This is a genomic window from Acinetobacter sp. YH12241, from assembly GCF_013417535.1.
Classification (GTDB): domain Bacteria; phylum Pseudomonadota; class Gammaproteobacteria; order Pseudomonadales; family Moraxellaceae; genus Acinetobacter.
Genome location: NZ_VPDQ01000017.1, coordinates 1 through 26,143 on the forward strand (window position 1 = coordinate 1; position 26,143 = coordinate 26,143).

A 26,143-nucleotide genomic window follows, 5' to 3' on the forward strand; every position below is an offset into this window, starting at 1 on the left:
TAGCTCATGAAATACGGTATTCTGATGTGACAAAACCTGAATCCTGGTCGTTAAAGTGTTTGTTTGCACTCATATTTTAACTGTTAGGACTCAGGTTTTTTTATTTAAAGCAAACTATGGGACAGCAATGGGGAACTTCCTCCTTTTTCAAAGGAGGGTTGGGGGAAGATTTAATAAAAATTAAGCCACATTCCCTTCCAAGAAATCCTGCGCAAAGCGCTGTAATACCCCACCCGCTTCATACACAGAAACCTCTTCTTCAGTATCCAGACGGCAAGTCACCGGCACTTCAATGGTCTGTTTTTTGCCATCTTCAGTCACACGCTCAATCACCAGAGTCAAAGTCGAACGTGGCGCAATATTACCGATCACGCTATATAGCTCAGTACCATCCAGCTTCAAAGTTTTACGATCTGTACCCGGCTTAAACTCAAGTGGAAGTACACCCATACCGACCAGATTCGTACGGTGAATACGTTCAAAGCCTTCAGCCACAATCGCTTCTACACCTGCCAGACGCACACCTTTCGCAGCCCAGTCACGGCTTGAACCTTGACCATAATCTTTACCTGCAACAATGATGAGCGGCTGCTTACGGTTCATGTAGGTTTCAATCGCTTCCCACATACGCATCACTTCACCTTCCGGCTCGACACGTGCTTTAGAACCTTGCTTAATGGTACCGTCGGAACGCACCACCATTTCGTTATACAGCTTCGGATTCGCCAAGGTTGCACGCTGTGCAGTCAGGTGATCACCACGGTGCGTTGCGTAAGAGTTAAAGTCTTCCTCAGGCAAGCCCATTTTCGCCAGATATTGACCTGCTGCCGAATCCAACACAATCGCATTCGATGGAGATAAATGATCGGTAGTAATGTTATCGCCAAGGATGGCTAACGGACGCATATTTGCCAGAGTACGCGGTGCAGCCAATGCCCCTTCCCAGTATGGCGGACGGCGGATATAAGTACTTTGCGGACGCCAGTCATACAGCGGACTTGCTGCCTGCTCACGCTCACCCAGATCGAACATCGGAATATACACTTTCTTGAACTGTTCCGGCTTCACGGACTCTTTCACCAAAGCATCAATTTCTTCATCCGATGGCCAGATGTCTTTCAGGTAAATCGGATTGCCATCTTTGTCTGTGCCTAGTGCATCTTTCTCAATGTCAAAACGAATGGTACCGGCAATCGCATAAGCCACGACAAGCGGTGGAGATGCCAGGAAAGCCTGTTTTGCATAAGGATGAATACGGCCATCAAAGTTACGGTTACCCGACAAGACTGCTGTCGCATACAGATCACGGTCGATAATTTCCTGCTGAATCTTCGGATCAAGCGCACCAGACATGCCGTTACAGGTGGTACATGCATAGGCCACGATACCAAAGCCCAGTTTCTCCAGATCTTTTAGTACGCCTGCTTCTTCCAAATACAACGCCGCTGCTTTAGAACCCGGAGCAAAAGATGATTTCACCCACGGTTTACGCACTAAACCAAGTTCATTAGCCTTACGTGCCAACAAGCCTGCTGCCACGGTATTACGTGGGTTAGACGTATTGGTACACGAAGTAATTGCCGCGATGATGATTGCACCATCTGGCATTAAACCATCCGTACGGTTTTCTACCACACCCGCAATGCCTTTTTCTTTCAGGTCAGATGTTGATACACGCGCATGTGGATTGGATGGACCAGCGATGTTACGGGTGACAGTCGATAGGTCAAAACGCAATACACGTGGATATTCTGCCTGAGTCATTTCTGATGACCACAGACCAATCTCTTTCGCATAGGTTTCAACCAGTTTGACCTGTTCAGATTCACGACCAGTCAGCGTCAGATAATCAATGGTGTTCTGATCAATATAGAACATGGCTGCAGTTGCACCATATTCCGGGGTCATATTGGAAATCGTGGCACGATCACCGACTGACATGCTGTCTGCGCCTTCACCGAAGAATTCCAGATAAGCACCAACCACACGTTCTTTACGCAGGAATTCGGTTAGAGCTAAAACAATATCCGTTGCGGTAATGCCCGGCTGACGCTGTCCTACCAGTTCGACACCGATAATGTCTGGCAAACGCATCCATGATGCACGGCCCAGCATCACGTTCTCAGCTTCTAATCCACCAACACCGACTGAAATCACGCCTAGCGCATCCGTATGTGGAGTATGCGAGTCAGTCCCCACACAGGTATCCGGGAATGCCACGCCATCACGGTTCTGAATGACTGGTGACATTTTTTCCAGATTGATCTGGTGCATGATGCCGTTACCCGCAGGAATTACATCGACATTTTCAAACGCAGTTTTAGTCCATTCAATAAAATGGAAACGGTCTTCATTGCGGCGGTCTTCTACCGCACGGTTTTTCTCAAATGCATCTGGGTCAAAGCCGCCATATTCGACTGCCAGCGAGTGATCGACAATCAGCTGGGTCGGCACCACTGGATTGACTTTAGACGGATCACCGCCTTGATCGGCAATCGCATCACGCAGACCGGCAAGATCGACCAGTGCTGTTTGCCCTAAGATGTCATGACACACTACACGCGCCGGATACCAAGGAAAATCGTGTTCCTGTTTACGCTCAATCAACTGGCGTAAAGACTGTTCTAAAATCGCAGGGTCACAACGGCGTACCAGCTGCTCGGCCAGCACTTTAGATGTATAAGGAAGTTTGGCATATGCGCCTGGCTGAATATCTTCTACGGCTTGACGCACGTCATAATATTCCAGCTGGGTACCTTGCAACGGTTTCCGGTAGTTATTGTTCATAGCTTGCCTGCCCTCTTTCATTACTCTTTTTATTCATCAAAATATCTTGATGACTTGTTTTTTAATAAAGGCATTGTACGCTGTCGAAAGTCCATTTCCCAAATCTTATAATTTTCAAAAGCTTAAATACTAAAAATGGTATTTTTACCAAAATTACTGACCCATACTTTAGAATTTTGACTCTAAATTGCATTTTTTCTGAAAAATAGGCCTAAATCTGTCTCATTCTTTAGTATGAGATGTTGATAACAGCATAAAAAATAATCAATTTCTTGGAATGAGTTTAAGGATAAATTTCATATGAAATCAAAGCTTAGAATTTTTTAATTTTAGAAATAGCTCATTTAATAAAAAACTGAATCTATATTTTTTTATTTCAGTGTTAAGCATAACTCTTAACCGAAAATGGTAAATTTCATTGCAGATATGGCTCGATGAGTGTAGGCGAAAAAATCATTTTTCAGGTTAGACATACCCCGAAATAAGTTACATTCTCAATTCCATATATTTTTTAAGACTTTCTTACAATTTTAGAAATACGTTAAATATTTATAGGACAATGATTCATAAACATGAGCTTATAAAACGCATCCCTATCTAAAATACTTTACACACGTCATTTTAGCTTACCGTCTGTCGCCCTCCTCCTAATTTGGTGATAACAGTCTGTATCTCAACTTTGTAAATCTACCCTCGAATTACTTCACAACAACAACACTCATCACAAAAGCACATAAGGGTGATTACAATGATACAACTCGCCATTCTTGGTATCGTTGCTGCAGTGATCGCTGTACTGGCAGCAAGCTGGAATGGAGGTAAAAATCCCTCCAATCCTAAACCGCCAACTCCCAACAACCCTAACCCACCTACCACTCCCAATAATCCCAACAATCCACAACCTTCTCCAACAGCACCCGATACTTTGATTAGCAATCCGCCCCTATTGCAAAAAAATTCCAAGGGCACCCATGAACTGATCGTCGCTTATAAAACCGGCAAGATTTACAATCCGAGAAATAGTACCTGGGATCAACTGTTCGTCAGAGGTTATCTCACTAATGCCAGCTTGTTTAACAAGAAAAAAGCTGGAGAGTCTGTTGAAGACCTTTTAATTGGTCCGCAGATCCGGGTCAAACAAGGTGAAACCCTGAAAATTAACCTCAATAACCAGCTTCCACCTGAACAGAAATCCACCTGCCCAGACAAAGTGGATAATGTGAATGATCCACATTGCTTTAATACCACCAACCTGCATACTCATGGCTTCTGGGTAAGCCCTCAAGGCAATAGTGATAACGTTTTCCTTAAATTTAAACCTCAGGAAAAATTTGACTATCAGTACAAAATGGAGCCGAATCATCCGGCAGGAACCTACTGGTATCACGCTCATCTGCATGGCTCAACGGCTATTCAGGTATCGAGTGGTATGGCAGGCCCATTAATTGTAGAAGGCTCAAGAACACCAAAAGTAAAAAATGGCAAAGTCACTGAAACAGGCGATATAGACATTTTATGGAAAGAAAAAAATAGCTATCCAAATGAAAACATCCTATTGTTCCAGCAAATTCAATATCGATGCTCTAACCCTGACCCGGATGTAAAATTCGATATTCCCAACAATTGCGAAGGTAAAGGCTTAGGATTACTTGAAGATTATACAGATATCGCTAATCCTGGCTCTTGGGCCGGCCAGAACTTTTATACGTCTATCAATGGTAAAGTTTTAGGGGAGATCAAAGTTAAACAGAATGCTTTTAATCGCTGGCGCATGATTCATGGTGGTGTACGCGACACCATTGGTTTGATTATTAAAGAACTGCCAAACTCCAGTAAATTTAGCGCCGCAGACACCCTTAAAGCCTGTCTGGCATATCAGGAAGCAGATCCAAAAGAGTTTAATGAGAGTTTAAAAAGCTTACCTGTTTATACGATTGCTCAAGATGGTTTGACCATGACTCAGGTACAGCGCAGAACACTGTCTGTGTTCCAGCCTGGTTATCGTCATGATGCAATGGTTACCTTCCCAACCACCAATAAATACTGTATTTATGACTCCAAATTAAATATTGAGGATGAAGTGAATGCACCGATCCCAACGGGTCAAATTACTCCTCAACTAGCTCCAAACCACCCTTTCAATGCCCAACTACTGGGATGGGTCAATGTACAGGCAAGCAAAACAAAAGCGCAGACTCCTGCCCAGTTCCTGCAAGAGCGCGCGAAAAAAATTGGTTTAAGCAAAGAGATTCAGACTCAGTTATCCAAACTTGATCTTACTGCCTTTACCGATCATCCATCCCTAATGACTCCTGCAATTGACAAGCTGGTCGCTTCCAGACCAAAACAGTACAGTAAATTTGAACTGGCTTTCGCAAATGGTCTTAAATTTGGCTTCCGCCATAAAGAAAATGGTGACTTACTCAGTTTTGGAGATGCATTTGATGGCGAAGGATCAGTCGGTCGGACACATGCCAAAGATCCGGATCGTGAATATGTACGTCAGTTACAAATTGGACAAACGGATGAATGGGAACTGACAACCGAAGCTTTTGGTGGCCACCCTTTCCATATTCATGTTAATCCATTCCAGATTGTTAAAATCTTAAAAACTGTCACTGGTCCTAATGGCGAATCTAAAGAAGTTGATGTGAGTGAATTAGCGCCTGATGATAATGATACAGATGATGTGCAATATCGTGGTATGAAAGGACAATTCAAGGATACCCTGTTTATCAAGGCGAACTATAAATTTATTCTTCGAAGTCATTACAAGAAATTTGAAGGTGATTTTGTACAGCACTGTCATATCCTCGATCATGAAGATCAGGGCATGATGGAAACAGTAAGGGTCTGTGGGGGCAAATTCCCTTGTGATTCACCTCTGCCAACCTCGTCTCATCATCACTAATTAGACACTCCTGAAAAGGCCAACGATCCCGATTGTTGGCTTTTTTGTTTGCCTCTATTAAATGCTTGCTGCACAATAGCTTGATTGATTTTTAGTATTCAAACTGAGGCTGATCATGGCAACATCTCCTGCTTTTACCTTATTTACGCTGAATGGAGTAGATGCGCAAAAATTCCTTCAGGGTCAAGTTACTTTAAATGTCGAAACTCTGGCTGAAAACCTGACTCGCTATACAGCGATCTGTAGCTTGAAAGGACGTATCCAGTTCGGCATCTGGCTGAAAAAAATTAATCCGGAAAGCTTTGAAATTGTCAGCCCTGAAAATCAGGCAGCAGAACTGGCCAGCCACATTAAAAAGTTTGGTGCATTTTCAAAAATGAAACTGGAACAGGTTGGCCCGGTTTATCCAGTTATTAATGATATCCAGACTGATTTTGTTGAAACTGAAACGGATATTACCCTTTGGCAACAGCAAGCCATTGCTTCAGGTCAGGCTTGGATTCAAGCGGCTACTGCGACCCTGTTCCAGCCACAGGAATTGCGTCTGCATCAACGTGAAGGCATTCACTATGACAAAGGCTGTTATCTGGGTCAGGAAGTGATTGCACGCTTATGGTTTAAAGCCAAGCCAAAACACTGGCTGCATTTGATTCAAGGTACAGGCGAAGCACCTGCTGTTGCGACCAAGCTGCACAATGACGTCGAAGTGGTCAATAGCATTGGTACAGATGAGGGTTATCAGGCTTTGGTAGTTGCCAAACCTGAAGCATTGGCTGAGCTGGATGTACAAGTTCTGGAATTGCCTGAAGCTTTAAGTGGTGATGTGGCACGTCCACAATAATAACCTGTTATCTTGATGCAAAAGCCAGAATTCAATTCTGGCTTTTTTATTTTTATTAGGCTAAACAATTAAATAGACAAAGATTGACTGAATAAAACACACCTTAAACCGAGCACGCTTTTATTGATTCATCTCCTATATGATTCTCAAATAATTTGTAATTAGTCACATATTCAGTATTTACAAAGCCTGAAATCGTCTTATGATGTAGATGAAAACGACAAAAATCGCACCATGGAATTAGGTGTTAGAAAAATTAAGGTTATCGGAACAATGAAAAAATTAGTACTTGCTGCAATTCTTGCAGTGTCCAGCCAATTTGCCCTAGCAAACACTTCAAATGCCCCAGTTGACCCTCAATTTGCCAAAATTGAAGAGATGGTGAATGCCAAGAATTTCAAGGGTGCCTACGATGCTTTAAGCAAACTGGCCAGCCAGGGAAATGCACAGGCTATCTATAACTTAGGCTATTTAACGCAAACTGGCCAAGGCACTGCCAAGGACGAAAAAAAGGCTATTCAGCTATATGAACAGGCCGCCAGCAAAGGTTATCCAGTGGCCAACTATGTACTGGGCAAGAATTATACCGGTGGTACTTTAGGCCTTAAGCAGGATTTGGGCAAAGCCAAGCAATACCTTGAACGCGCATCGGCAGCCAATTTCGATGAAGCAACCGTAGATCTAGCTATACTTTTATTTGCTGAAGGTACAACAGCTTCTGACCAGCAGGCCTTGAAAAAATTACAGCCTCTGATTAGTAAGGGTAATATGCCGGCCATTCATGCCAAAGCCTTATATGACATCAGCAACGGCTTTAAAACCAAGAATGAAAAGCCGATCCAGCAAGGCTTGAGCAGTATTCAGGATCTGGCGAAAAAAGGCTATATCCCCGCCCTGATGGCGATTGGCAATATGTTTGCCAACGGTAGTATTGTTGCGCAAAACCTGCCTGAAGCGAAAAAGATCTTTGCGGCCCTGGCACAGGAAAATATTCCTAAGGCCAGAGAATCTCTAGCAGCAGTGGATAAAATGATTGCTGAACAGAAAAAAGCACCTGCCAAAAAAAGTTGATCAGACTTAATCAAAATAAAAAAGCTCCTATTGGAGCTTTTTTATGGGCTATAGATTTATAAGCCAGCTTGTTTAACTCCACCACAAAGTAATAAGTCCACTCGCAACCACGAAACCTGCGATAGTACTCATCAATAAAGGGGTTAAGGTTCGCTCATTAAGGCCGTATGCTTGTCCTAACATACCGAAAATCGTTGGCATAGGCAGTGCTGCAATCAAAGTCCCAGCATAGATCATTTCCTGACTCAGCTGAGTCAGTCGACTAAGACCTAGATACATCAGGATCGGCATCAGGATATTGCTGGAAAATACCAAATAGAAACTTTGCAGATTCACATATTTCAGGCTCATGCCCACGATTCCGCCACCAATCGCAAACAGCGCCAAAGGTGAGGCAGTCTGTCCAATCATGGCAAAGACCTGGTCCAGATAAATTGGCAGGCGAATTTCAAAAATCGCACAGGCCATACCCAGCATCACCCCCATAAATAAAGGGTTCTTGAACAGCATGAGAATGGTACTTTTCACAAGACTACCCAGATTGGCTTGATGTTGGGTACCGAGTGCAGCCAGGATCAAGACCATCGGTATCAGAATCATGCTTTCAATAATGACCACCAATGAGGTATAGGTCATTGCATGCTGTCCCACCAATAAAGTGAGTACTGCTGTACCGATCAATCCGGTATTGGACATTGCTGCCCCTAAGGACAGAACAGCACTATGCGAGGAGGTATTCCGGAACTGACGGTGCATCAGCCAGAAGCTGAAACCATAAAGTAATAAAGTGACAGAGGTATAGACCGCAAAGTATTCAAAATACCAGATTTCATGCAGATCTTTAGAGGCTAAAAACTGGAAGAACAGTAACGGTAAGGCCACTTTGATGACAAAGGCCCCTACCATTTCGACCTGTTCTTTTTTTAGAATTTGACATTTCACACTCAGGTAACCTAGTGCCAATAATAAAAATATGGGCACAATTACCGCAATAATCATATGAAATGTCCTGTTGTTTGAGATGCGTTATTATAAGCCTTTCTAAGAAAAAATGGCCTTAAAACGATTCAAACAACTGATTTAAGCCATGCGGTGCAGAACGTAAATATTGTGGAGAAATGGCTATTTTCTCATCCAGCGTTACTGCGGCATGCCAAGGCCAGCGTGGATCATAAAGCAAGGCACGTGCAATCGCGATCGCATCAGCCTGTTTATACTCCAGTATGCCTTCTGCCTGCTGTGCATCGGTAATCAAACCCACAGCAATGACTGGAATATTCACGTCCTTTTTAATCGCTTCAGCAAAAGGGACCTGATAATTCGGATGTACATCAATTTTCTGATCTACATGTAAACCTGCACTCGAAACATGAATATAGACTGCACCTAGCTTCTCTAGTGCTTTGGATAGTTCGACTGAAGATTCTACATCCCAACTTTCTACACTATCCATCCAGTCCGTTGCTGAGATACGAACACCAATTGGAAAACCTTCTGGTACGGCGGCTTTTATTGCTTCAAATACTTCAAGCGTCAGACGAATACGGTTTTCAAATGAACCGCCATATTGATCCTGACGATGATTCGATAACGGTGACATGAACTGATGCAATAGATAACCATGTGCTGCATGTAGTTCAATCAATTCAAAGCCTGCTTCAACCGCTCGCTTGGCACTGGCTGCAAAATCCTGAATCACTTGCTGGATTTCATCAACACTTAAAGACTTGGATGGATGTTCATGAGCCTGGAAAGGAATATCACTGGCAGAGACAGTTTGCCAGCCGAGTGAATGATCTGGGGCGAACTGCCCTTTGCCACCCCAAGGTTTATCTGTAGAGGCTTTACGGCCTGCATGTGCAAGCTGTATTGCAAAAGGCATAGGAGAAATTGACTTGACCTTTTGCAGTAAGGTTTTGATCTGGCTGGCCTGCTGGTCATTCCAAAGCCCTAAATCGGCATAACTGATGCGACCTTCAGGTTGTACAGCGGTGGCTTCCACAATGCAAAGACCTGCACTGGATAAGGCATAATTGGCCCATTGTTGTTCATGCCAGTAAGTGATTTCACCTTGCTCGGTTGCAGAGTACTGACACATCGGGGCAATCACAATTTTATTTTTAAGTTGCAATGATCCAAACTGAACCGGCTGAAATAGTAGTGACACGCGGTATTCCCTCTTTTTGTGAAGTGGCTTTTCAGAACTTTTTACCAAAAAATAAAAAACAGGCTCTGATGAGCCTGTTTATTTATAACGTGATTAAATTCTTTTTAGAAGATCACTCGTGTAGTCAAACCTAACACCAATGCATTATCCACTTGATTGCTAGACCCCGGATTTATAACGTATTGCAGGTTTGGACGTAGCATCAGCCATTTTGTTGCGTTATAGCTGTAGTTGAGTTCGATATTGTATTCGGCACTCGCATCATAAATTGGACGTGAATCTGCAAAGCGGTCATTTACATGTACACGATTAACCGCTAAACCCAATATATCATTCGGCTGGCTATCCACCAGACCAATATATTTCAGACCCAACTGTTGTGAATTATCTACTTTATTGGTATCACGATCATGCCAGGTAAAGTTAGCGAATGAGTGTAAACCCTGACGGTCATTACCCGTTGAAGTCAATTGCTGCTCTACAGCTAACCAGCCCGCAAAGGTGCGGTTTTTTCCTTCACCTGTCGCAACATCTTTCTGGTTGGCAACATCATCAGCAGTGTTATACATACCGCCTACACGATAGCTGCCAGGCAAACCATTTACCAATGATTTTGGTGTCCAGATTACTTCTGCAGGAATGGTCACACCATCAGCATTGTCGGTATCCAGACTCCAGCCCTGACCTTCGGCTTTGGCATTACCATTATCTGGATTAAATTCATAAACACCGACTTGTACAGCAACTTCAGGATTTAACTGCTGTTTTACACGTGCACCCCATTGTGCGACTGGGGTATTCATCCAGATATTGCCCTGCCATTTACCCATCTGCGCAGCACAAAATGCTGTACTGGCAAAATCACAGGCCATCACATTAAAGTCCATACCGAGACCCAGACGACCAGCTTTAATGCTCAGTCCTTGATCCTTATAGTTCTTTTCAATTGAAAGTTCGGTTAAACGGCTGTCCTGGTTACCACGGCCAAATGTCCCTTGAACATTGGCCCATTGAGCTGCATCACCTTGTAAATCACGTACCGATGTACTTTGACCCTGACGCGCAGTCGCCACTGCACGAACAGTTACGCCATCCCAGCCAGCCAGTTTTTCCATGTCTAACTGTGTACCCAACCATAACTGTGCAGAAGTTAGAGGATCAGCCCCTTCATTACGTCCGCCATCAGCCAGATACGCTGTATCTGTCAGTAAGTTTGCTTCAAACTTGACACCTTGTTGAGCAAGTTCAGTACGTTTTCCATTCCAGTCACCTAATAGGTACTGTCCTTGAGGATCAAATGCAGATTCAGCCTGAGCAGAGGTCATGGCTGCCATCAATGGCAATAAAGCTAGACTTAACTTTTTCATATAAAACCTAAACATATGGAGAGAGTAAAGGCAGCCTGATGCATGCCCTGTATGACTTGATACAGAACGTTACATAACTTTTCACTTAAAAACGCAGCATTTTTTTTATTATTGGTAAAACTTTAAGTTATAAGAAAAGATGTTTTATATAACAATAAATTCTATAGAATTTATATTTTTCAGTAAGTTAAATACTAAAAATCAAACAATATACTTCCTATTTTTATTATTTGGATCTGAAACCATCTCAATATTAAAGTTTATTTTTTAACCAATTGTTAAAATATTTTTGAATGTCCTGCTTATAACTTCTATTCAAACAGGACTTGCATTCAGACTTAAAACGCCCAATATTAGCCTCATGATATTAGCTGCTAAGTGTTATGCCTGAATTACCCGAAGTTGAAACCACCAAAACCAGCCTCCTTCCCCTTCTTAATCAGCAAGTGCTAAAAGTTGAAGTGCGTCAGCCTAGTTTACGTTGGCCGATTCCTGATGATCTCGCGCGTCTGCAAGGACAGCGCCTGATTCAGCTTACGCGTCGTTCCAAATATATTCTGGCGCAATTTGAACAGGATACGATGCTCTGGCATCTGGGTATGTCAGGCAGCTTTCGCTTGTGTGAAGCCAATGAAAAATTGCGCAAGCATGATCATCTGATTATCCAGTTTGAAGAGATCCAGCTGCGTTACCATGATCCGCGCCGTTTCGGCTGTATTCTCTGGTTAGACGCTCAATCACAAAGCAAACTGATTGATACGCTTGGGCCGGAGCCATTAAGCGATGCTTTTAATGCCGAATATCTATTTGAAAAACTAAAAAATAAAAACGTTGGCACCAAAGTTGCAATTATGGATAACCATTTCGTGGTCGGCGTAGGCAATATCTATGCAACTGAAAGCCTGTTCAATATGGGTATTCATCCAGCCCAGCCAGTCTCAAGTTTGAGTTTCGAACAGATTGAAAAACTGGTGGTTGAGATCAAGCGTATTTTAAAACAGGCGATTGACTTAGGTGGTTCTACCTTACGCGACTACACCAATGCTATGGGAGAAAATGGTTATTTCCAACAGACGCTGTTGGCTTATGGCCGTGCAGGAGAAATGTGCGTGAACTGCGAAACGACACTGGAAAATATCAAGCTCGGCCAGCGCGCATCCGTCTATTGTCCTGAATGCCAGCCGCTAAAAAAGGTAAAGCTTTCACCTAAGCGTGTGGCTGCTGTACGAGGTAAGAAATCATGAAGACTGCGATTGTCCGTCATATTCTGGTGAAGGATAAAGATACGGCTGAACAGCTTAAGAAGAAGATTCTGGCAGGTGCAGATTTTTCTAAGATTGCCAAACAATATTCGACCTGTAACTCTGCCAAACGTGGTGGTGAACTCGGTGAAGTGAAAAAAGGCCAACTTGTTCCAGTGATTGATAAACTGGTCTTTACTGCTGCAGAACATGTTCTACATGGCCCAATCAAAAGTCAGTTCGGTTTTCATTTGGTCGAAATTAAGTTTCGGATGGATTTTTAATTTTATAAATCCCTCCCAACCTCCCTTTAAGAAAGGGAGGAGTCCCCCTTTGAAAAAGGGGGATTTAGGGGGATTAAAAAAACGGCACACTCAGCGCCGTTTTTTATTTATCCCTAAAGCTTAAGCTTCCGGACGTTTTTTTAGCTCATCACGAATTTCACGTAACAATGCAATATCTTCCGGAGTCGCTTCAGGTTCAGGCGCTGCTTCTTCTGCTTTATCACGGCGCAGTTTGTTCATCAGTTTCACCAACCAGAATACAACCCATGCCAATAACAGGAAGTTAATGAGAATGGTCAAGAAATTACCATAAGCAAAGACATTCAGACCGGCTGCCTGTGCTTCAGCCAGATTGGTCACATTATTTGGATTATCGCCTAACACGACAAACCAGTTAGAGTAATCAACATCACCACCCAAGATCCAGCTCACGACAGGCATGATAATGTCTTTCACCATAGAATCGATAATTTTACCGAAAGCACCGCCAATGATCACACCCACTGCGAGATCCATGACATTGCCTTTTACCGCAAATTCTTTAAATTCTTGAATAATGCTCATAAAGTCACCAGTATTTTTATACAATTTTGTGATGGATTATACATTAGTTAGGGATTTCTATTTAAAACTAATTTATTAAGTGTATGTAATTTCTACCCAATAAAAAAGCCGCTGAACTGATTCAGCGGCTTTTTTCGTATCAGTGACCGGTCTTATTTAGAACGGTTACGTTTACGTTCGTTTTCAGTCAGGTAACGTTTACGGATACGGATTGACTTAGGTGTTACTTCAACTAGCTCGTCATCTTCAATGAATTCAAGCGCTTGTTCTAGCGTGTATTCAAGGTTTGGAACAAGAGTCAATGCTTCATCAGTACCAGACGCACGTACGTTAGTTAACTGTTTCGCTTTAGTTGGGTTAACCACCATGTCGTCAGAACGTGAGTTGATACCTACGATCATACCTTCATAAACTTCTAACTGTGGTTTAGCAAACAGACGACCACGGTCTTGAAGTGTGAACAGTGCATAGCCCAGGCAAGTACCTTGAACCATAGAAATCAGTACACCGTTTTGACGTTTCGCAACAGTACCTTGTTTAGCAGGACCGTAGTGCGAGAAGCTTGAAGTCATGATACCAGTACCAGAAGTCATGGTCATGAATTCAGAACGGAAACCGATCAAGCCACGTGAAGGAACAGTTGCTTCAATACGGATACGGCCTTTACCGTCAACTTCCATATTGGTCATTTCGCCTTTACGGTGACCCATTTGTTCCATTACAGAACCTTGGTGCTGTTCTTCAACGTCAAACGTTACGTTTTCGTACGGTTCTTGCATTTGACCGTCGATTTCTTTCATGATCACTTGCGGACGTGATACACCAAGCTCGAAGCCTTCACGACGCATGTTTTCGATCAGTACAGAAAGGTGAAGCTCACCACGACCAGATACTTTGAAACGGTCAGGACTGTCAGTATCTTCAACACGAAGTGCTACGTTGTGGATCAATTCGCGGTCAAGACGCTCACGGATATTACGTGAAGTTACGAATTTACCTTCTTTACCAGCGAACGGAGAGTTGTTCACCTGGAAAGTCATAGACACTGTAGGTTCATCTACAGAAAGTGCTGGAAGCGCTTCAACATTTTTAGGATCACAGATTGTATCTGAAATGTTCAGTGCATCGATACCAGTTACACAAACGATATCACCTGCAGAAGCTTCTTCAATGTCAACACGTTCTAGACCATGGTAACCCATGATTTTCAGGATACGGCCGTTACGGGTTTTGCCTTCTTTGTCGATCACAGTCACAGGAGTGTTTAATTTCACTGAACCGCGCTGGATACGACCAACACCGATTACACCTACGAAGCTGTTATAGTCCAAAGATGAAATTTGCATCTGGAATGGACCATCAACGTCAACTGCTGGTGGCTCAACGATGTCTACGATTGTTTGGAACAATGGAGTCATGTCGTCAGCAAGTTCTTCTGGAGAAGGACCAGCAACACCACGAAGACCAGAAGCATAAACTACTGGGAAGTCTAACTGTTCGTCAGTACCGCCAAGGTTGTCGAACAGGTCGAATACTTGGTCGATTACCCAGTCTGGACGCGCACTTGGTTTATCAACTTTATTGATAATTACGATTGGTTTCAAACCACGCGCGAACGCTTTTTGCGTTACGAAACGGGTTTGTGGCATAGGACCTTCTTGTGAATCTACAAGAAGCAGTACGCAGTCAACCATCGACATTACACGTTCAACTTCACCACCAAAGTCGGCGTGTCCCGGGGTGTCCACGATGTTAATACGGTATTCTGTATCTGTACGTTTATCTAACCACTTGATTGCAGTGTTTTTTGCAAGAATGGTAATACCACGTTCAGATTCTAACGCGTTCGAATCCATGACACGCTCGATCTCACCCGCGCGATCACCGAGAGCACCTGATTGTTGCAAAAGTTTGTCTACAAGAGTGGTTTTACCATGGTCGACGTGCGCGATAATGGCAATGTTACGGAGAGTTTTAATATCTGACATGTAAATTCGATACGTTTTAAATTTGAGGGCAAATTATACAGAAAAATACAAACTTTTGACAGTGACTGTTTGTAGAGAGCGTCAATTTTTTTTCCAATTACTTTTGTAATGACGTGTAACTCGATTAGAATAGCGCCACCCAGCCTTAATTTGCATTGACACATGTCTGATTTTAATCAATCTCCTCTTTCTAAAGATCAACTTGACCTTGTCTACGGCCTTGAAGATCGTCCTAAACCGTTTATCGCATTTTTAGCCGCATTCCAGCATTTATTGGCCATTATTGTCCCAATTGTAACGCCAGGTTTACTGATCTGTCTCGCATTGGGTGTGTCTAAAGAAGACACCAACATGATCTTGTCCATGTCTTTGGTGATCTCTGGTATCGCAACTTTCTTACAATCCAAGAAAGTGGGTCCCTTTGGCGCAGGCTTGCTGATTGTTCAGGGTACAAGTTTTAACTTTATTGGCCCAATCATCGGGATCGGTTCAGCGATGGTCGCTGCAGGCACACCGGTAGAAGCGGTGATGGCTTCGATCTTTGGTGTAGTGATTGCAGGTTCATTTATTGAAATGGGCGTGTCACGCATTTTGCCATGGGTGAAGAAACTCATTACTCCACTAGTAACGGGTATTGTAGTTCTATTGATTGGTTTAACCTTGATTAAAGAAGGTCTGATCAGCATGGGTGGTGGTTATCAAGCCATGGGTGACAAAACTTTCGCCAATGCAGATAACCTGATCATGTCATGTACCGTTCTGGCATTAATTATTTTACTGAACCGTGTGCGTATTACCTGGGTAAAAAGCTCAGCAATTCTGATTGCACTGGTTGTGGGTTATATCCTTGCCGGCTTTATGGGTCATCTCAACTTTGATGGTTTAAAAGATGCACCTCTGGTTCAGATTCCTACCCCAATGCATTTTGGTTTAAGCTTCTCATGGAGCTTATTCATTCCAATGGCATTCATTTACCTGGTGACTTCACTAGAAGCCATTGGTGATATTACCGCAACATCAAAATTATCGAATCAGCCAGTGGATGGTCAAACCTGGATGAATCGCATTAAAGGTGGTGTGTTAGTGAATGGTGCTAACTCTCTGCTTGCAGGCTTATTTAATACCTTCCCAAGTTCAGTTTTCGCACAAAATAATGGTGTGATTCAATTGACTGGTGTAGCTAGCCGTTATGTTGGGATATGGATCGCAGCACTCCTTGTGATTCTAGGTCTACTGCCTGCTGTTGCAGGTGTGATCCAAGCCGTTCCTCAAGCTGTGCTTGGTGGCGCAGTGATGGTGATGTTCGGTGCAGTCGCTGCATCTGGGATTAATATCCTGTCTGGTATTCACTTAGACCGTCGTGCCCTGCTGATCATTGCAATTTCGCTTGCACTTGGCTTAGGCGTTGCACAGGTACCTCAGATTCTGGAACATCTTCCTGAATTATTCCGTAACATCTTTAGTTCCGGTGTTGCGACAGGCGGTATTGCAGCCCTCATATTGAATATTGTACTTCCTGAAGTAAAGAAGTAATTTCATGTCCAAAAAACACTGTCTGAGTTGGACTCGGACAGTGTTTTTTCTATTGGAGAGAGATCTATGGATCCTAAAAGCGAAGTTTTATTAAGACAATATGATTATTTGTCTGGTCGCGTATTGCTGGTAAATGCCCCGACCGATGAGCTTCTTGCTGAATGTGGTGAATCTATCCAGCCCTTTGTTTGGACATGGAATTATAATGATTTTCAATATTTCCAGTCACAGCAGGCCCAGATTCATTTCGGCGCAGAATTTCCTGATCAGGAATTTGATCAGGCAGTTATTTTCGTACCTAAATCAAAAGAATTATTGAATTATCTGATTCACAATATTGCAGCCCGATTAAAACAAGGCAGCAGTGTCTTTCTGGTCGGTGAAAAGAAAGGTGGCGTAGAGCGTGCGGCAAAGCAGCTACAGGCTTATGGTAAACTCATCAAGCTCGATAGCGCACGACATTGCCAATTGTGGCAATTGACTCTAGACTGCACGGTCGAAGCAAAAGCGTTGGCAGATTGGGCACAGACCTATACAGTTGCGACACCAAAAGGTGATTTGCAGATTTGTGCACTTCCAGGTGTATTCAGTCAGGATCATCTGGATGTAGGAACAGCGGTGTTCTTACCCTATTTATCTCAGGTGACCTCAGGCAAGATTGCCGACTTTGGCTGTGGCGCAGGTGTGATCAGTGCTTATTTAGCCAAACTGAATCCTGAGAACCGTATTTTTGCTCTGGACGTAGATGCCTTTGCCTTGGCTTCTACCCAAATGACATTTGAGAAAAATCAGCTCAGTCCTCAGCAGCTGGAAATTAAAGCTGTATCAGGTATTGAAGATGCACCGCTTTTTTTACATGCCATTGTCAGCAATCCCCCTTTCCATCAGGGAATCCAGACCGACTATGCGGCTAGCGAAACTTTATGCAAGACTTCGCGTCGTCATCTCAAGTCTGGCGGTGAATTATGGATTGTGGCAAACCGTTTCTTAAATTATCCAATTTTAATTGAACAAAGTTTTGGCCAATGTACAGTCAAAACTGATCAACAAGGTTTTAAAGTGCTCTTCGCCAGCACTCAAAAAAATGCTAAGGAATCATGATGAGCGAAACTCAGAACAGCGTGCAGCTGCAGCGTAAGCTTGGTGCTCGTCATCTCAATATGATCGCGATTGGCGGGTCTATCGGTACAGGTTTATTCCTGGCCTCAGGTGCGACTATTGCCAGCGCAGGCCCGGGTGGTGCACTTCTCGCCTATGCCCTGATTGGCGTAATGATTTATTTCTTGATGACCAGTCTGGGAGAACTTGCGACTCATAATCCGACCTCGGGCGCATTCTTTACCTACGGTACCAAATATGTCGAAGGTGGTTTCGGTTTCGCTTTAGGCTGGAACTACTGGTACAACTGGGCGATTACCGTTGCCTTTGAACTGGTTGCCGTACAGTTCATTATGAAATTCTGGTTCCCTGATATTCCGGGCTTTTACTGGAGTGCGATCTTCCTCGCTGTGATCTTTGGGATTAACGCTCTCACAGTAAAAGGTTTTGGTGAATCAGAATTCTTCTTCTCATTAGTGAAAGTTCTGGCAATTATTGCCTTTATCATCATCGGGATCTGGATGATTGTCAAGATCATGCTCACACCGGGTGTTTCGGCATTTGCAAACTGGAGCGTAGGTGAAGCGCCTTTTGTAGGCGGTTTCCAGGCCTTGATTGGTGTTGCCATGATTGCCGGATTCTCGTTCCAGGGTACCGAGATGGTTGGTGTAGCGGCTGGTGAATCTAAAGATCCGCAAAAAACCATTCCAGTCGCGATCAAGCAAATCTTCTGGCGAATCCTGCTGTTCTATATCGTATGTATTTTCATTATCGGTACATTGGTTGCTTATAATGATCCGCGTCTCTTACAGGCAGCTGCAACTGAAGATATTGCCCTTTCTCCATTTACTCTATTATATGAGAAAGCAGGTTTTGCTTTTGCAGCGAGCATGATGAATGCGGTAATTCTGACTGCGATTCTGTCTGCAGGTAACTCAGGCATGTATTCTTCGACCCGTATGCTGTTTGATATGGCGCGTAAAGGCAGTGCGCCTAAGCTGTTTGCCCATCTGGATCCACGCGGTGTACCGATGAATGCCCTGTATGCGACCACGGCGATTGCGGCACTATGCTTCTTGACTACATTCTTTGGCGAGCAGGAAGTCTTTAACTGGTTGCTGAATATGTCAGGTATGTGTGGCTTCATTGTCTGGCTCGGAATTGCGATCTCACATTACCGCTTCCGTAAAGGTTATCTGGCTCAAGGCTATCAACTTGAAGGTCTAGCCTATAGAGCTAAATTCTTCCCGTTCGCGCCTTGGTTTGCCTTCGTCCTTTGTTCAATTGTTGTTCTAGGTCAAAATTATCAAGCTGTCCTAGATGGTGAGTGGTTGGCTGTCCTTTCTACTTATATCGGTATTTTATTATTCCTGGTGATCTGGCTAGGTTATAAGTGGAAATATAAAACCAAACTGGTTTCCTATCAGGAGATGGATGTTCGACCGATGAATATTGAAAAACACTAAGTTCTCACCTTTATTAAAAAAGCAGCTCAAGTAGCTGCTTTTTTATATTCTGAAATCAGCTATGACGCATGACAAAATTACGGTCATCAATCACGATGACTTGCTGACAAATACCTTTTACTCGACGCTGCTGTTCGAAAACTTCTTTAGACATAGCATTAAAACTATCAAAGAAACTGATTTCTTTTTCATTGATTTCATAAATTAATGAATGGTTCCCTACCCCTTCCAGCGTATCGTAGAACACGATTACAAAACGGCCTTTATCTACTGATTTTTGAATATCTGTATAAGAAAGTGGATATTCATGAACAGACACTTTGAGTTCTTGTGCTTTTTGATAAAACTGGATTTCAAGCGGCTGTTTATCGGGATCAGTTTCTGTAAAAAATTCAACATCAAGCCCTAGTGTTTTAAGTGCAACAGCGAGTGCAATACTTGAAGCTCCCATCTCATCATTATACTGTGTCAATTGCACCAGATCAGGAATATGCAGATCTATTCCATAATGATGAAAAACCATCCAGATCGCATAAATACCACTATTAGCTTCCAGACTTTGTAAGTCTTGAGGAAGTTCTATGCTCATGCTTTAACTCAAAATCAGTTTCGAGCAGCAAGTGTATGCAAAAAACAGCCATAAAAAAAGCGACTCTTTGAGTCGCTTTTTTTAATCACTGTTCAATAACGAATTATTGAGCAGCTGGTTGTTCAGCTAGAACAGTACGGCTACCAGTGATTGTCGCGAATACACGACGGTTCATAGCACGACCTTCTTTAGTGTTGTTGTCAGCAATCGGTTGATCCCAAGCGAAACCTTGAGTAGACAAACGAGATGCATCTACGTTGTATTCGTTAACAAGTGCAGATTTAACAGAGTTAGCACGAGCTAGAGATAAACGTTCGTTCAATGCACGTGGACCAGTGCTGTCTGTGTGACCTTCGATACGAGCAGTTGCGTTTGGATATTCAACTAGCTTCTCAGCAACTTTCGCGATTTCTGGTTTGTATTGGTCTTTGATGTTTGATTTATTCGTATCAAAGAACACGCGAAGTTCCATGTTCAGGTCTTCAGTCAACTCTTGTGGAGCTGGAGCTACTGGAGCTACTGGCTCAACTGGAGCAACTTCTACAACGTCAGCAGCTGGTTTCAAACGGCCACCTAGAACTACGTTAAGACCAGCAAGTGCTGTATAGTTCCAGAATTTTTCGTCAAAGTGGTAAGTACCACGAGCTTCAGTACGTAGCGCTAAAGCATCGTTGATGTGCCAGAATGCACCGATACCAGCATTACCTAGTGTACCTTCTTCTTCATCACCACGAGTACCGCGATCTACACCATCAAATTCATATTTGTAGTGACCAGCACCTAACAATGCATATGGCTTGATTTTGCTGTCATAGTTGCCAGTGAACACATCAGAAGTTGCATAGAAGTTACCTGCGATGTTCTGGCCTTTGTATTCTGCACCAGGAGCTGCATAATCTACATCGCCTTTAACCTGGCTATATTCAGCTTCGAAACCTAACCATGGAGTTAATTCAACACCAATCGCAGCACCAACGAATAAATCGTCTTGCATTTCACCTTGAGATGGAATTAATAACTCACCGTCATTACCGCCATTGTTGTGTTGGGTGTCTTGCCAAGTATAACCTAACATTAATGGAGTAACAGTTACGCCTGCGTTTGCAGCAGCAAAAGGAGCAGCTACAAGCATTGCTAAAGCAATACGACTCATTTTCATGGATTTATCCTCCAGAGATAACAATTGTTGTTCAAGCTCAAGCCTTCTAATAGGCCATTCTGAGATAGGCTTTTTTTACCCCAGTGTTATTTTTAAGCTATTCACTGCGCATCATACAAACACTTTATTATTTTTCCAAGTGCTTGATTAATCTAATCAAGTAAATTATTGACAAAATTACTTACAATTTCCGTTGTAATTCAGTAATTTTTTACTCAATTTTTTGTTGTGAATCGCCTATTGTCATTGCCAATTTATTTTTAAGCGCCTTTTTGAATTTTGAGTAAGGCATTTCTTACTCGCTCAATTAAGCATAAAAAACGCACAATTAATAGCATGTTTCAAATAAAAATAATATATAAATCAGGTAACTCTATGTATAAAAAGATAACAAGAGCGTTCACTATTGTTGAGTTAATTATCTGTATTGCCCTTATCGCAATTGTGGTCACAATTGCCTTGCCTTACTTTCATGATTATTTATCCAAGCAGGAAGCCAAAAATATTCCGATGAAACTTACAGCAACCAATCGTTATGCACGCAGCCAGGCAGCTGTGTTTCACCAGAATATTGTGATTTGTCCCAGTCAAGATTCATTAACCTGCCAAGCAAACCAATGGAATAAAAATTTGCTGGTATTTATTGATAAAAACCGTAATCGTCAAGTCGACAATGACGAACAAATTTTACACATTGAACAACTTAATCTTAAATACGGTAACTTGAGTTGGCGAGGTGCTTTAAGTATGCCGAACGTAACTTATCAAGCCCAGACGGCTTTACCAATTGGATCGAATGGCAGCTTTTATTATTGTTCTACTCACCTTGCATCTCAGCAACGTATTGTCTTGAATAAAATGGGACATATCCGAATCGAACATCTGGCCTCCTGTTAATAAAACCCTAGAGTCTATGATTTATCCAGATTAGGACTTTAATCCTGTACTTTTTTCAATATACTGCTTAGGTTCGAGAAAAAATGATCAAAACTTATAGGGAGATATAACAATGACTGACATCGTAATTGTCAATGGCGCACGTACAGCAATGGGCGGCTTTCAAGGCAGCTTGGCTAGCGTTACTGCACCTGAACTAGGTGCTGTCACCATCAAAGAAGCGATTGCTCGTTCAGGCTTGCAGCCAACCGATATTGAAGAAGTCATTATGGGTTGTGTACTCCCGGCAGGTTTAAAACAAGGTCCTGCTCGTCAAGCGATGCGTAAAGCGGGTCTGCCTGATTCTACAGGTGCCGTCACCATCAACAAATTATGTGGTTCAGGCATGAAAGCAGTTATGCAAGCGGCAGATATGATTAAGGCAGGTTCTGCAACTTATGTGGTTGCAGGTGGGATGGAATCCATGACCAATGCGCCATATGTATTGCCAAAAGCGCGTGGCGGTTTCCGTATGGGTCATGGTGAAATCAAGGACCATATGTTCCTGGATGGCCTGGAAGATGCCGAAACTGGTCGCCTGATGGGCTCATTTGCTCAAGATATGGCGAATACAAAAGGCTATACCCGTGAACAGATGGATGAGTTTGCGATCCGTTCACTGAAACGTGCTCAAACTGCAGTCAATGAAGGTTACTTCGCTGATGAAATCGTGCCAGTCACTGTTTCCACCCGTAAAGGTGATGTCGTAGTTGATAAGGACGAACAACCTTTCAATGCCAATATTGATAAGATTCCAACTCTTCGTCCTGCTTTTGCAAAAGACGGGACAATTACGGCAGCAAATGCCAGCTCAATTTCAGATGGTGCCTCTGCCCTTGTGCTGACTTCAAGCGACAATGCAGCAGCTAAAGGTTTAGCGCCTTTGGCTAAAATCATTGCTTATGCTTCAAACTCCCAGCATCCATCTGAATTCACGATTGCGCCAGTGGGTGCGATTCAGAAAGTTCTGGATAAAACTGGCTGGAAAGCTGAGGAAGTTGACCTTTGGGAAATCAATGAAGCGTTTGCTATGGTCACCATGTGCCCAATGGATGAGTTCAAGCTTGATCCTGAAAAAGTCAACATCAATGGTGGTGCATGTGCGCTCGGTCACCCGGTTGGTTCTACAGGTTCACGTATTATCCTGACCTTGATTCATGCATTGAAACGTACAGGCGGTAAACGTGGTATCGCTGCGCTATGTATTGGCGGTGGTGAAGCAACTGCGGTCGCAATCGAACTGATCTAATTCTTTTATAATCAATTCGTAGAGAGGGCTTTTATAGCCCTCTTTTTATTTTATAAATATTTCATTTTTTTATTATCTATCCATAAAGTAAATTCTTTTAATTACATTTTCATAAAGCTTCTTTATCAATCAGATTCAATTCAGGGCGTAAATTAAAGGGATTCAGAATAAGAAAAGGAATCCTGCATGCGACTTAATCACTATCTCAATTTCCAGGGTGAAACCGAAGCTGCCTTTACCTTTTATCGTTCGGTATTTGGTGGCGAATTTTCCAGTCTAACCCGTTATGGAGATACGCCTGGACAGCAAGGAATTGATTTATCAGATGAAGAAAAAAATCTGATTTTGCATATCTCACTTCCAATTAATGAATACACAGAGCTCATGGGCTCTGATATCAATGACAAACTCTGTACTGAAAATACACCAGCATTTAGTAAGGGTACTAATCACTATATTGCGATTATTTTAAGTGCCAATGAACAGGATGAAGCCAAACGACTCTATGAAGCTTTATCGGTGAATGGTCAAATCGAAATGCCTTTAGAAAAAACCTTTTGGGGTGCGCTTTATAGTGCCTTTACGGATCAATTCGGAGTGCAATGGATGATTAACTGCCTACTTGAAGAACGTGCACCCTAAGATTTAAATACAAAAAAGCCTCCAGATGGAGGCTTTTTTAGTTGAAGGTGAATTAAGCCCCAGTTTGATAATTCGGCGTCGGTACTGCTGTAGAAGCTTGGTAAGGATTGGTAAAATCACCCAAACCTGCAGCTGCTTCCTGAATATCTTTACCTTCTTTAATGACAAAAGTATCGAAACCAGAACGCTTCATGTAGTTCAAGACATCTTTGAACACATCACCAGTCGCACGCAGCTCACCCTGGAAACCTTGACGGCGAAGCAATGCAGCAAATGAATAACCACGGCCATCATTAAAACCTGCAAACTCAATAAAAATCGCATCAAGTTGCTCAAGCGGAAATTCATTGGTTTCAGGTGAAGCATCAACCGTTAAGTACAATGCTTTTTTACCAGAAATATTGGCAATCTGGTCTAACTGCTCTACAGTCAGAACTACATCACCCTGTGGCAATATACCATCTTCACCAATTAGCTGGTAAGTGTTATCTGCAATTGTGCCATCTTTAGAGAGCACTTGTAGTGCGGTATTAAGCATATGCGCGCTCCTTGAATGGTTGAATGCCGACACGACGATAAGTATCGATAAACTCTTCACCATCCTGACGCAAGTCAAGATAAGTATTCAGAATTTCTTCTACGATATCCGGCACCACTTCTGCAGCAAATGATGGCCCAAGAATGTCACCAATAGAGGCATCATGATCCGCATTACCACCTAAAGTGATCTGATAGAATTCAGCGCCTTTTTTATCTACACCCAGTATTCCGATGTTACCTACATGGTGATGACCACAGGCATTCATACAACCTGAAATGTTCAGGTCCAGTTTACCCAAGTTGTAAATGGTATCCAGATCATCAAAACGGCGTGAAATCGCTTCAGAAATTGGAATGGATTTCGCATTCGCTAGTGAGCAGAAGTCACCACCTGGGCAGCAGATAATGTCAGTCAAGAAACCGATATGCGCACGTGCCAGGTTATGCTGATCCAGCGTCTGCCACAATTCGAACAGGTCTTTTTGTGGTACATCTACCAGCGCAATATTTTGCTCATGAGTCGTACGCAGTTCACCGAAGGTGTACTTGTCTGCAAGATCTGCAATCAGGTTCATTTCCTCAGTGGTCACATCACCCGGTGCAATGCCTGCACGTTTCAGTGAAATCGTGACAATACGATAACCTTTCACTTTATGTGCATTGGTATTGATGTTGAACCATTGCTTAAACTTCGGATACTGAGCAAACAGCTCTGTGAAGTCTTCATCTGCATAATCTTGGTAATCAAATGGAGTAAAGTTTTCATCCATTCTCGCCAGCGTTTCAGCATCAATCTTCAACGTTTTAACAGTATGTGCAAATTCGGCTTCAACTTTCTCAGCAAAGACTTCAGGCGTCAGAGCTTTTACCAAGATTTTGATACGCGCCTTATATTTGTTGTCGCGACGGCCGTGCAGGTTATAGACACGTAGTACTGCTTCAAGATAAGCAATCAGGTCTTCACGTGGTAGGAAGTCACGAATAAAACTACCAATTACTGGCGTACGGCCCAAGCCACCACCGACTTTAATTTTATAACCGATTTCTCCAGCTTCATTTTTTACGATATAGACACCGATATCGTGGAATGAAGTTGCTGCACGGTCAATCTCTTCCAGCGCAGATACCGCAATCTTGAACTTACGTGGCAGGAAAGCAAATTCCGGGTGGAAAGTTGACCATTGACGGATCAATTCACAGGTCGGACGTGGATCTGCAATTTCACCTGCCACCACACCTGCATACTGGTCAGTGGTAGTATTACGGATACAGTTCCCTGAAGTCTGGATCGCATGCATTTGCACGGTTGCCAGTTCAGCCAGCATATCAGGCACGTTTTCTAGTGCAGGCCAGTTAAACTGGATATTCTGACGGGTTGAAACGTGTGCATAGCCACGATCATACTCTTTCGCCAGATCAGCCACTTTACGAAGTTGTTTAGAATTCATCAGGCCATAAGGTACCGCAATACGCAACATAGGCGCATAACGTTGTACATAAAGACCATTTTGAAGGCGGAGCGGACGGTATTCATCTTCCGTCAATTTGCCCGCTAAATAACGTTCCGTCTGGTCACGGAACTGTGCAACACGTTCATTAATCAGTTGCTGATCGAAATCAGTATATAAATACATGGCGTACAGCTAGTAGTTTCTATTATATCGTCGGCAAGGATAACGACATTGAATCTATCAATAAAATGCTTTTTAT

21 protein-coding genes are annotated in these 26,143 nt (G+C 42.9%); 11 read left to right on the top strand and 10 right to left on the bottom strand.

What is annotated here, in order from left to right; genetic code table 11:
- Nucleotides 1-180: 180 nt before the first annotated feature.
- Nucleotides 181-2,787 carry a Fe/S-dependent 2-methylisocitrate dehydratase AcnD gene (gene acnD / locus FTV18_RS10420; RefSeq protein ID WP_180012161.1) on the bottom strand — a complete coding sequence of 869 codons (2,607 nt, stop codon included), beginning with the start codon at nucleotides 2,785-2,787 and terminating at the stop codon, nucleotides 181-183.
- 748 nt (nucleotides 2,788-3,535) lie between these two features.
- Here acnD and FTV18_RS10425 point away from each other — a divergent pair.
- The 3 genes from FTV18_RS10425 to FTV18_RS10435 all read left to right on the top strand — a co-directional run bounded on the left by FTV18_RS10425 (nucleotide 3,536) and on the right by FTV18_RS10435 (nucleotide 7,610).
- Nucleotides 3,536-5,698: a multicopper oxidase family protein gene (locus tag FTV18_RS10425; RefSeq protein WP_180018459.1), complete on the top strand. Its 2,163-nt coding sequence runs from the start codon at nucleotides 3,536-3,538 to the stop codon at nucleotides 5,696-5,698.
- 115 nt (nucleotides 5,699-5,813) lie between these two features.
- Nucleotides 5,814-6,539, top strand: a complete 726-nt coding sequence (locus tag FTV18_RS10430) for a folate-binding protein YgfZ (protein WP_180018457.1) — start codon at nucleotides 5,814-5,816, stop codon at nucleotides 6,537-6,539.
- 273 nt (nucleotides 6,540-6,812) lie between these two features.
- The gene (locus tag FTV18_RS10435) at nucleotides 6,813-7,610 is read left to right on the top strand and encodes a tetratricopeptide repeat protein (protein WP_159123689.1); all 798 of its coding nucleotides are present in this window, start codon (nucleotides 6,813-6,815) and stop codon (nucleotides 7,608-7,610) included.
- A 72-nt stretch (nucleotides 7,611-7,682) separates the two neighbouring features.
- Here the strand turns inward: FTV18_RS10435 and FTV18_RS10440 are convergent, their stop codons facing one another.
- From FTV18_RS10440 to FTV18_RS10450, 3 genes are all read right to left on the bottom strand, one after another.
- Nucleotides 7,683-8,609, bottom strand: a complete 927-nt coding sequence (locus FTV18_RS10440) for an AEC family transporter (RefSeq protein WP_179993187.1) — start codon at nucleotides 8,607-8,609, stop codon at nucleotides 7,683-7,685.
- A 58-nt stretch (nucleotides 8,610-8,667) separates the two neighbouring features.
- Nucleotides 8,668-9,777: an NADH:flavin oxidoreductase/NADH oxidase gene (locus FTV18_RS10445; protein WP_180018455.1), complete on the bottom strand. Its 1,110-nt coding sequence runs from the start codon at nucleotides 9,775-9,777 to the stop codon at nucleotides 8,668-8,670.
- 104 nt (nucleotides 9,778-9,881) lie between these two features.
- Nucleotides 9,882-11,144, bottom strand: coding sequence for a carbohydrate porin (locus tag FTV18_RS10450; protein ID WP_180013552.1), 1,263 nt, complete (start codon nucleotides 11,142-11,144; stop codon nucleotides 9,882-9,884).
- 383 nt (nucleotides 11,145-11,527) lie between these two features.
- Here FTV18_RS10450 and mutM point away from each other — a divergent pair, with 383 nt between their 5' ends.
- Nucleotides 11,528-12,388: a bifunctional DNA-formamidopyrimidine glycosylase/DNA-(apurinic or apyrimidinic site) lyase gene (mutM, locus tag FTV18_RS10455; protein WP_180018453.1), complete on the top strand. Its 861-nt coding sequence runs from the start codon at nucleotides 11,528-11,530 to the stop codon at nucleotides 12,386-12,388.
- On the top strand, nucleotides 12,385-12,669 hold the full coding sequence (locus FTV18_RS10460; protein WP_004785172.1) for a peptidylprolyl isomerase: 285 nt from the start codon (nucleotides 12,385-12,387) through the stop codon (nucleotides 12,667-12,669). The genes mutM and FTV18_RS10460 overlap by 4 nt, the downstream gene beginning before the upstream one ends.
- A gap of 120 nt (nucleotides 12,670-12,789) precedes the next feature.
- On the opposite strand, the gene mscL is transcribed toward FTV18_RS10460, so the two are convergent.
- On the bottom strand, nucleotides 12,790-13,233 hold the full coding sequence (mscL, locus tag FTV18_RS10465) for a large conductance mechanosensitive channel protein MscL (protein ID WP_159123684.1): 444 nt from the start codon (nucleotides 13,231-13,233) through the stop codon (nucleotides 12,790-12,792).
- A gap of 152 nt (nucleotides 13,234-13,385) precedes the next feature.
- Entirely contained in the window at nucleotides 13,386-15,221 is a 1,836-nt protein-coding gene (typA, locus tag FTV18_RS10470) for a translational GTPase TypA (RefSeq protein ID WP_004785176.1), read from the bottom strand.
- Between the two features lie 162 nt (nucleotides 15,222-15,383).
- Here typA and FTV18_RS10475 point away from each other — a divergent pair, with 162 nt between their 5' ends.
- The 3 genes from FTV18_RS10475 to FTV18_RS10485 all read left to right on the top strand — a co-directional run bounded on the left by FTV18_RS10475 (nucleotide 15,384) and on the right by FTV18_RS10485 (nucleotide 19,318).
- The gene (locus tag FTV18_RS10475) at nucleotides 15,384-16,754 is read left to right on the top strand and encodes a uracil-xanthine permease family protein (protein ID WP_166139125.1); all 1,371 of its coding nucleotides are present in this window, start codon (nucleotides 15,384-15,386) and stop codon (nucleotides 16,752-16,754) included.
- 66 nt (nucleotides 16,755-16,820) lie between these two features.
- On the top strand, nucleotides 16,821-17,855 hold the full coding sequence (locus FTV18_RS10480) for a methyltransferase (RefSeq protein ID WP_180018451.1): 1,035 nt from the start codon (nucleotides 16,821-16,823) through the stop codon (nucleotides 17,853-17,855).
- The gene (locus FTV18_RS10485; RefSeq protein WP_180018449.1) at nucleotides 17,855-19,318 is read left to right on the top strand and encodes an amino acid permease; all 1,464 of its coding nucleotides are present in this window, start codon (nucleotides 17,855-17,857) and stop codon (nucleotides 19,316-19,318) included. Before FTV18_RS10480 ends, FTV18_RS10485 begins: the two co-directional genes overlap by 1 nt.
- Nucleotides 19,319-19,373: 55 nt before the next feature.
- Here FTV18_RS10485 and FTV18_RS10490 read toward each other — a convergent pair whose 3' ends face one another.
- Together FTV18_RS10490 and omp38 are read right to left on the bottom strand one after the other, a co-directional pair.
- The gene (locus FTV18_RS10490; RefSeq protein WP_166139134.1) at nucleotides 19,374-19,907 is read right to left on the bottom strand and encodes a peptidase C39; all 534 of its coding nucleotides are present in this window, start codon (nucleotides 19,905-19,907) and stop codon (nucleotides 19,374-19,376) included.
- A 103-nt stretch (nucleotides 19,908-20,010) separates the two neighbouring features.
- A complete protein-coding gene (omp38, locus tag FTV18_RS10495) occupies nucleotides 20,011-21,066 on the bottom strand; it encodes an outer membrane protein Omp38 (RefSeq protein WP_180003860.1) in 1,056 nt (351 codons plus the stop codon).
- A 375-nt stretch (nucleotides 21,067-21,441) separates the two neighbouring features.
- Between omp38 and FTV18_RS10500 the strand changes: the two genes are divergently transcribed.
- The 3 genes from FTV18_RS10500 (at nucleotide 21,442) to FTV18_RS10510 (ending at nucleotide 23,893) form a co-directional block, all read left to right on the top strand.
- Nucleotides 21,442-21,963: a GspH/FimT family pseudopilin gene (locus FTV18_RS10500; protein WP_179993195.1), complete on the top strand. Its 522-nt coding sequence runs from the start codon at nucleotides 21,442-21,444 to the stop codon at nucleotides 21,961-21,963.
- Between the two features lie 112 nt (nucleotides 21,964-22,075).
- Complete coding sequence (locus FTV18_RS10505; protein ID WP_180018447.1) at nucleotides 22,076-23,251, top strand: acetyl-CoA C-acyltransferase; 1,176 nt, start codon at nucleotides 22,076-22,078, stop codon at nucleotides 23,249-23,251.
- Between the two features lie 186 nt (nucleotides 23,252-23,437).
- Nucleotides 23,438-23,893: a VOC family protein gene (locus tag FTV18_RS10510; protein WP_179993197.1), complete on the top strand. Its 456-nt coding sequence runs from the start codon at nucleotides 23,438-23,440 to the stop codon at nucleotides 23,891-23,893.
- Nucleotides 23,894-23,945: 52 nt separating this feature from the next.
- On the opposite strand, the gene FTV18_RS10515 is transcribed toward FTV18_RS10510, so the two are convergent.
- Nucleotides 23,946-24,431, bottom strand: a complete 486-nt coding sequence (locus tag FTV18_RS10515; RefSeq protein WP_179993198.1) for a DUF934 domain-containing protein — start codon at nucleotides 24,429-24,431, stop codon at nucleotides 23,946-23,948.
- Nucleotides 24,424-26,067, bottom strand: coding sequence for a nitrite/sulfite reductase (locus tag FTV18_RS10520; RefSeq protein ID WP_159123674.1), 1,644 nt, complete (start codon nucleotides 26,065-26,067; stop codon nucleotides 24,424-24,426). The genes FTV18_RS10515 and FTV18_RS10520 overlap by 8 nt, the downstream gene beginning before the upstream one ends.
- Nucleotides 26,068-26,143: the final 76 nt, after the last annotated feature.

What these genes read in the sequence shown, in the direction of transcription:
- mutM (WP_180018453.1), top strand. Translation starts at nt 11,528, where the DNA reads ATGCCTGAATTACCCGAAGTTGAAACCACCAAAACCAGCCTCCTTCCC.
- FTV18_RS10505 (WP_180018447.1), top strand. Translation starts at nt 22,076, where the DNA reads ATGACTGACATCGTAATTGTCAATGGCGCACGTACAGCAATGGGCGGC.
- FTV18_RS10430 (WP_180018457.1), top strand. Translation starts at nt 5,814, where the DNA reads ATGGCAACATCTCCTGCTTTTACCTTATTTACGCTGAATGGAGTAGAT.
- typA (WP_004785176.1), bottom strand. Translation starts at nt 15,221, where the DNA reads ATGTCAGATATTAAAACTCTCCGTAACATTGCCATTATCGCGCACGTC.
- FTV18_RS10515 (WP_179993198.1), bottom strand. Translation starts at nt 24,431, where the DNA reads ATGCTTAATACCGCACTACAAGTGCTCTCTAAAGATGGCACAATTGCA.
- FTV18_RS10435 (WP_159123689.1), top strand. Translation starts at nt 6,813, where the DNA reads ATGAAAAAATTAGTACTTGCTGCAATTCTTGCAGTGTCCAGCCAATTT.
- FTV18_RS10490 (WP_166139134.1), bottom strand. Translation starts at nt 19,907, where the DNA reads ATGAGCATAGAACTTCCTCAAGACTTACAAAGTCTGGAAGCTAATAGT.
- FTV18_RS10440 (WP_179993187.1), bottom strand. Translation starts at nt 8,609, where the DNA reads ATGATTATTGCGGTAATTGTGCCCATATTTTTATTATTGGCACTAGGT.
- acnD (WP_180012161.1), bottom strand. Translation starts at nt 2,787, where the DNA reads ATGAACAATAACTACCGGAAACCGTTGCAAGGTACCCAGCTGGAATAT.
- FTV18_RS10425 (WP_180018459.1), top strand. Translation starts at nt 3,536, where the DNA reads ATGATACAACTCGCCATTCTTGGTATCGTTGCTGCAGTGATCGCTGTA.
- FTV18_RS10480 (WP_180018451.1), top strand. Translation starts at nt 16,821, where the DNA reads ATGGATCCTAAAAGCGAAGTTTTATTAAGACAATATGATTATTTGTCT.
- mscL (WP_159123684.1), bottom strand. Translation starts at nt 13,233, where the DNA reads ATGAGCATTATTCAAGAATTTAAAGAATTTGCGGTAAAAGGCAATGTC.
- FTV18_RS10500 (WP_179993195.1), top strand. Translation starts at nt 21,442, where the DNA reads ATGTATAAAAAGATAACAAGAGCGTTCACTATTGTTGAGTTAATTATC.
- FTV18_RS10450 (WP_180013552.1), bottom strand. Translation starts at nt 11,144, where the DNA reads ATGAAAAAGTTAAGTCTAGCTTTATTGCCATTGATGGCAGCCATGACC.
- omp38 (WP_180003860.1), bottom strand. Translation starts at nt 21,066, where the DNA reads ATGAAAATGAGTCGTATTGCTTTAGCAATGCTTGTAGCTGCTCCTTTT.
- FTV18_RS10460 (WP_004785172.1), top strand. Translation starts at nt 12,385, where the DNA reads ATGAAGACTGCGATTGTCCGTCATATTCTGGTGAAGGATAAAGATACG.
- FTV18_RS10485 (WP_180018449.1), top strand. Translation starts at nt 17,855, where the DNA reads ATGAGCGAAACTCAGAACAGCGTGCAGCTGCAGCGTAAGCTTGGTGCT.
- FTV18_RS10520 (WP_159123674.1), bottom strand. Translation starts at nt 26,067, where the DNA reads ATGTATTTATATACTGATTTCGATCAGCAACTGATTAATGAACGTGTT.
- FTV18_RS10475 (WP_166139125.1), top strand. Translation starts at nt 15,384, where the DNA reads ATGTCTGATTTTAATCAATCTCCTCTTTCTAAAGATCAACTTGACCTT.
- FTV18_RS10510 (WP_179993197.1), top strand. Translation starts at nt 23,438, where the DNA reads ATGCGACTTAATCACTATCTCAATTTCCAGGGTGAAACCGAAGCTGCC.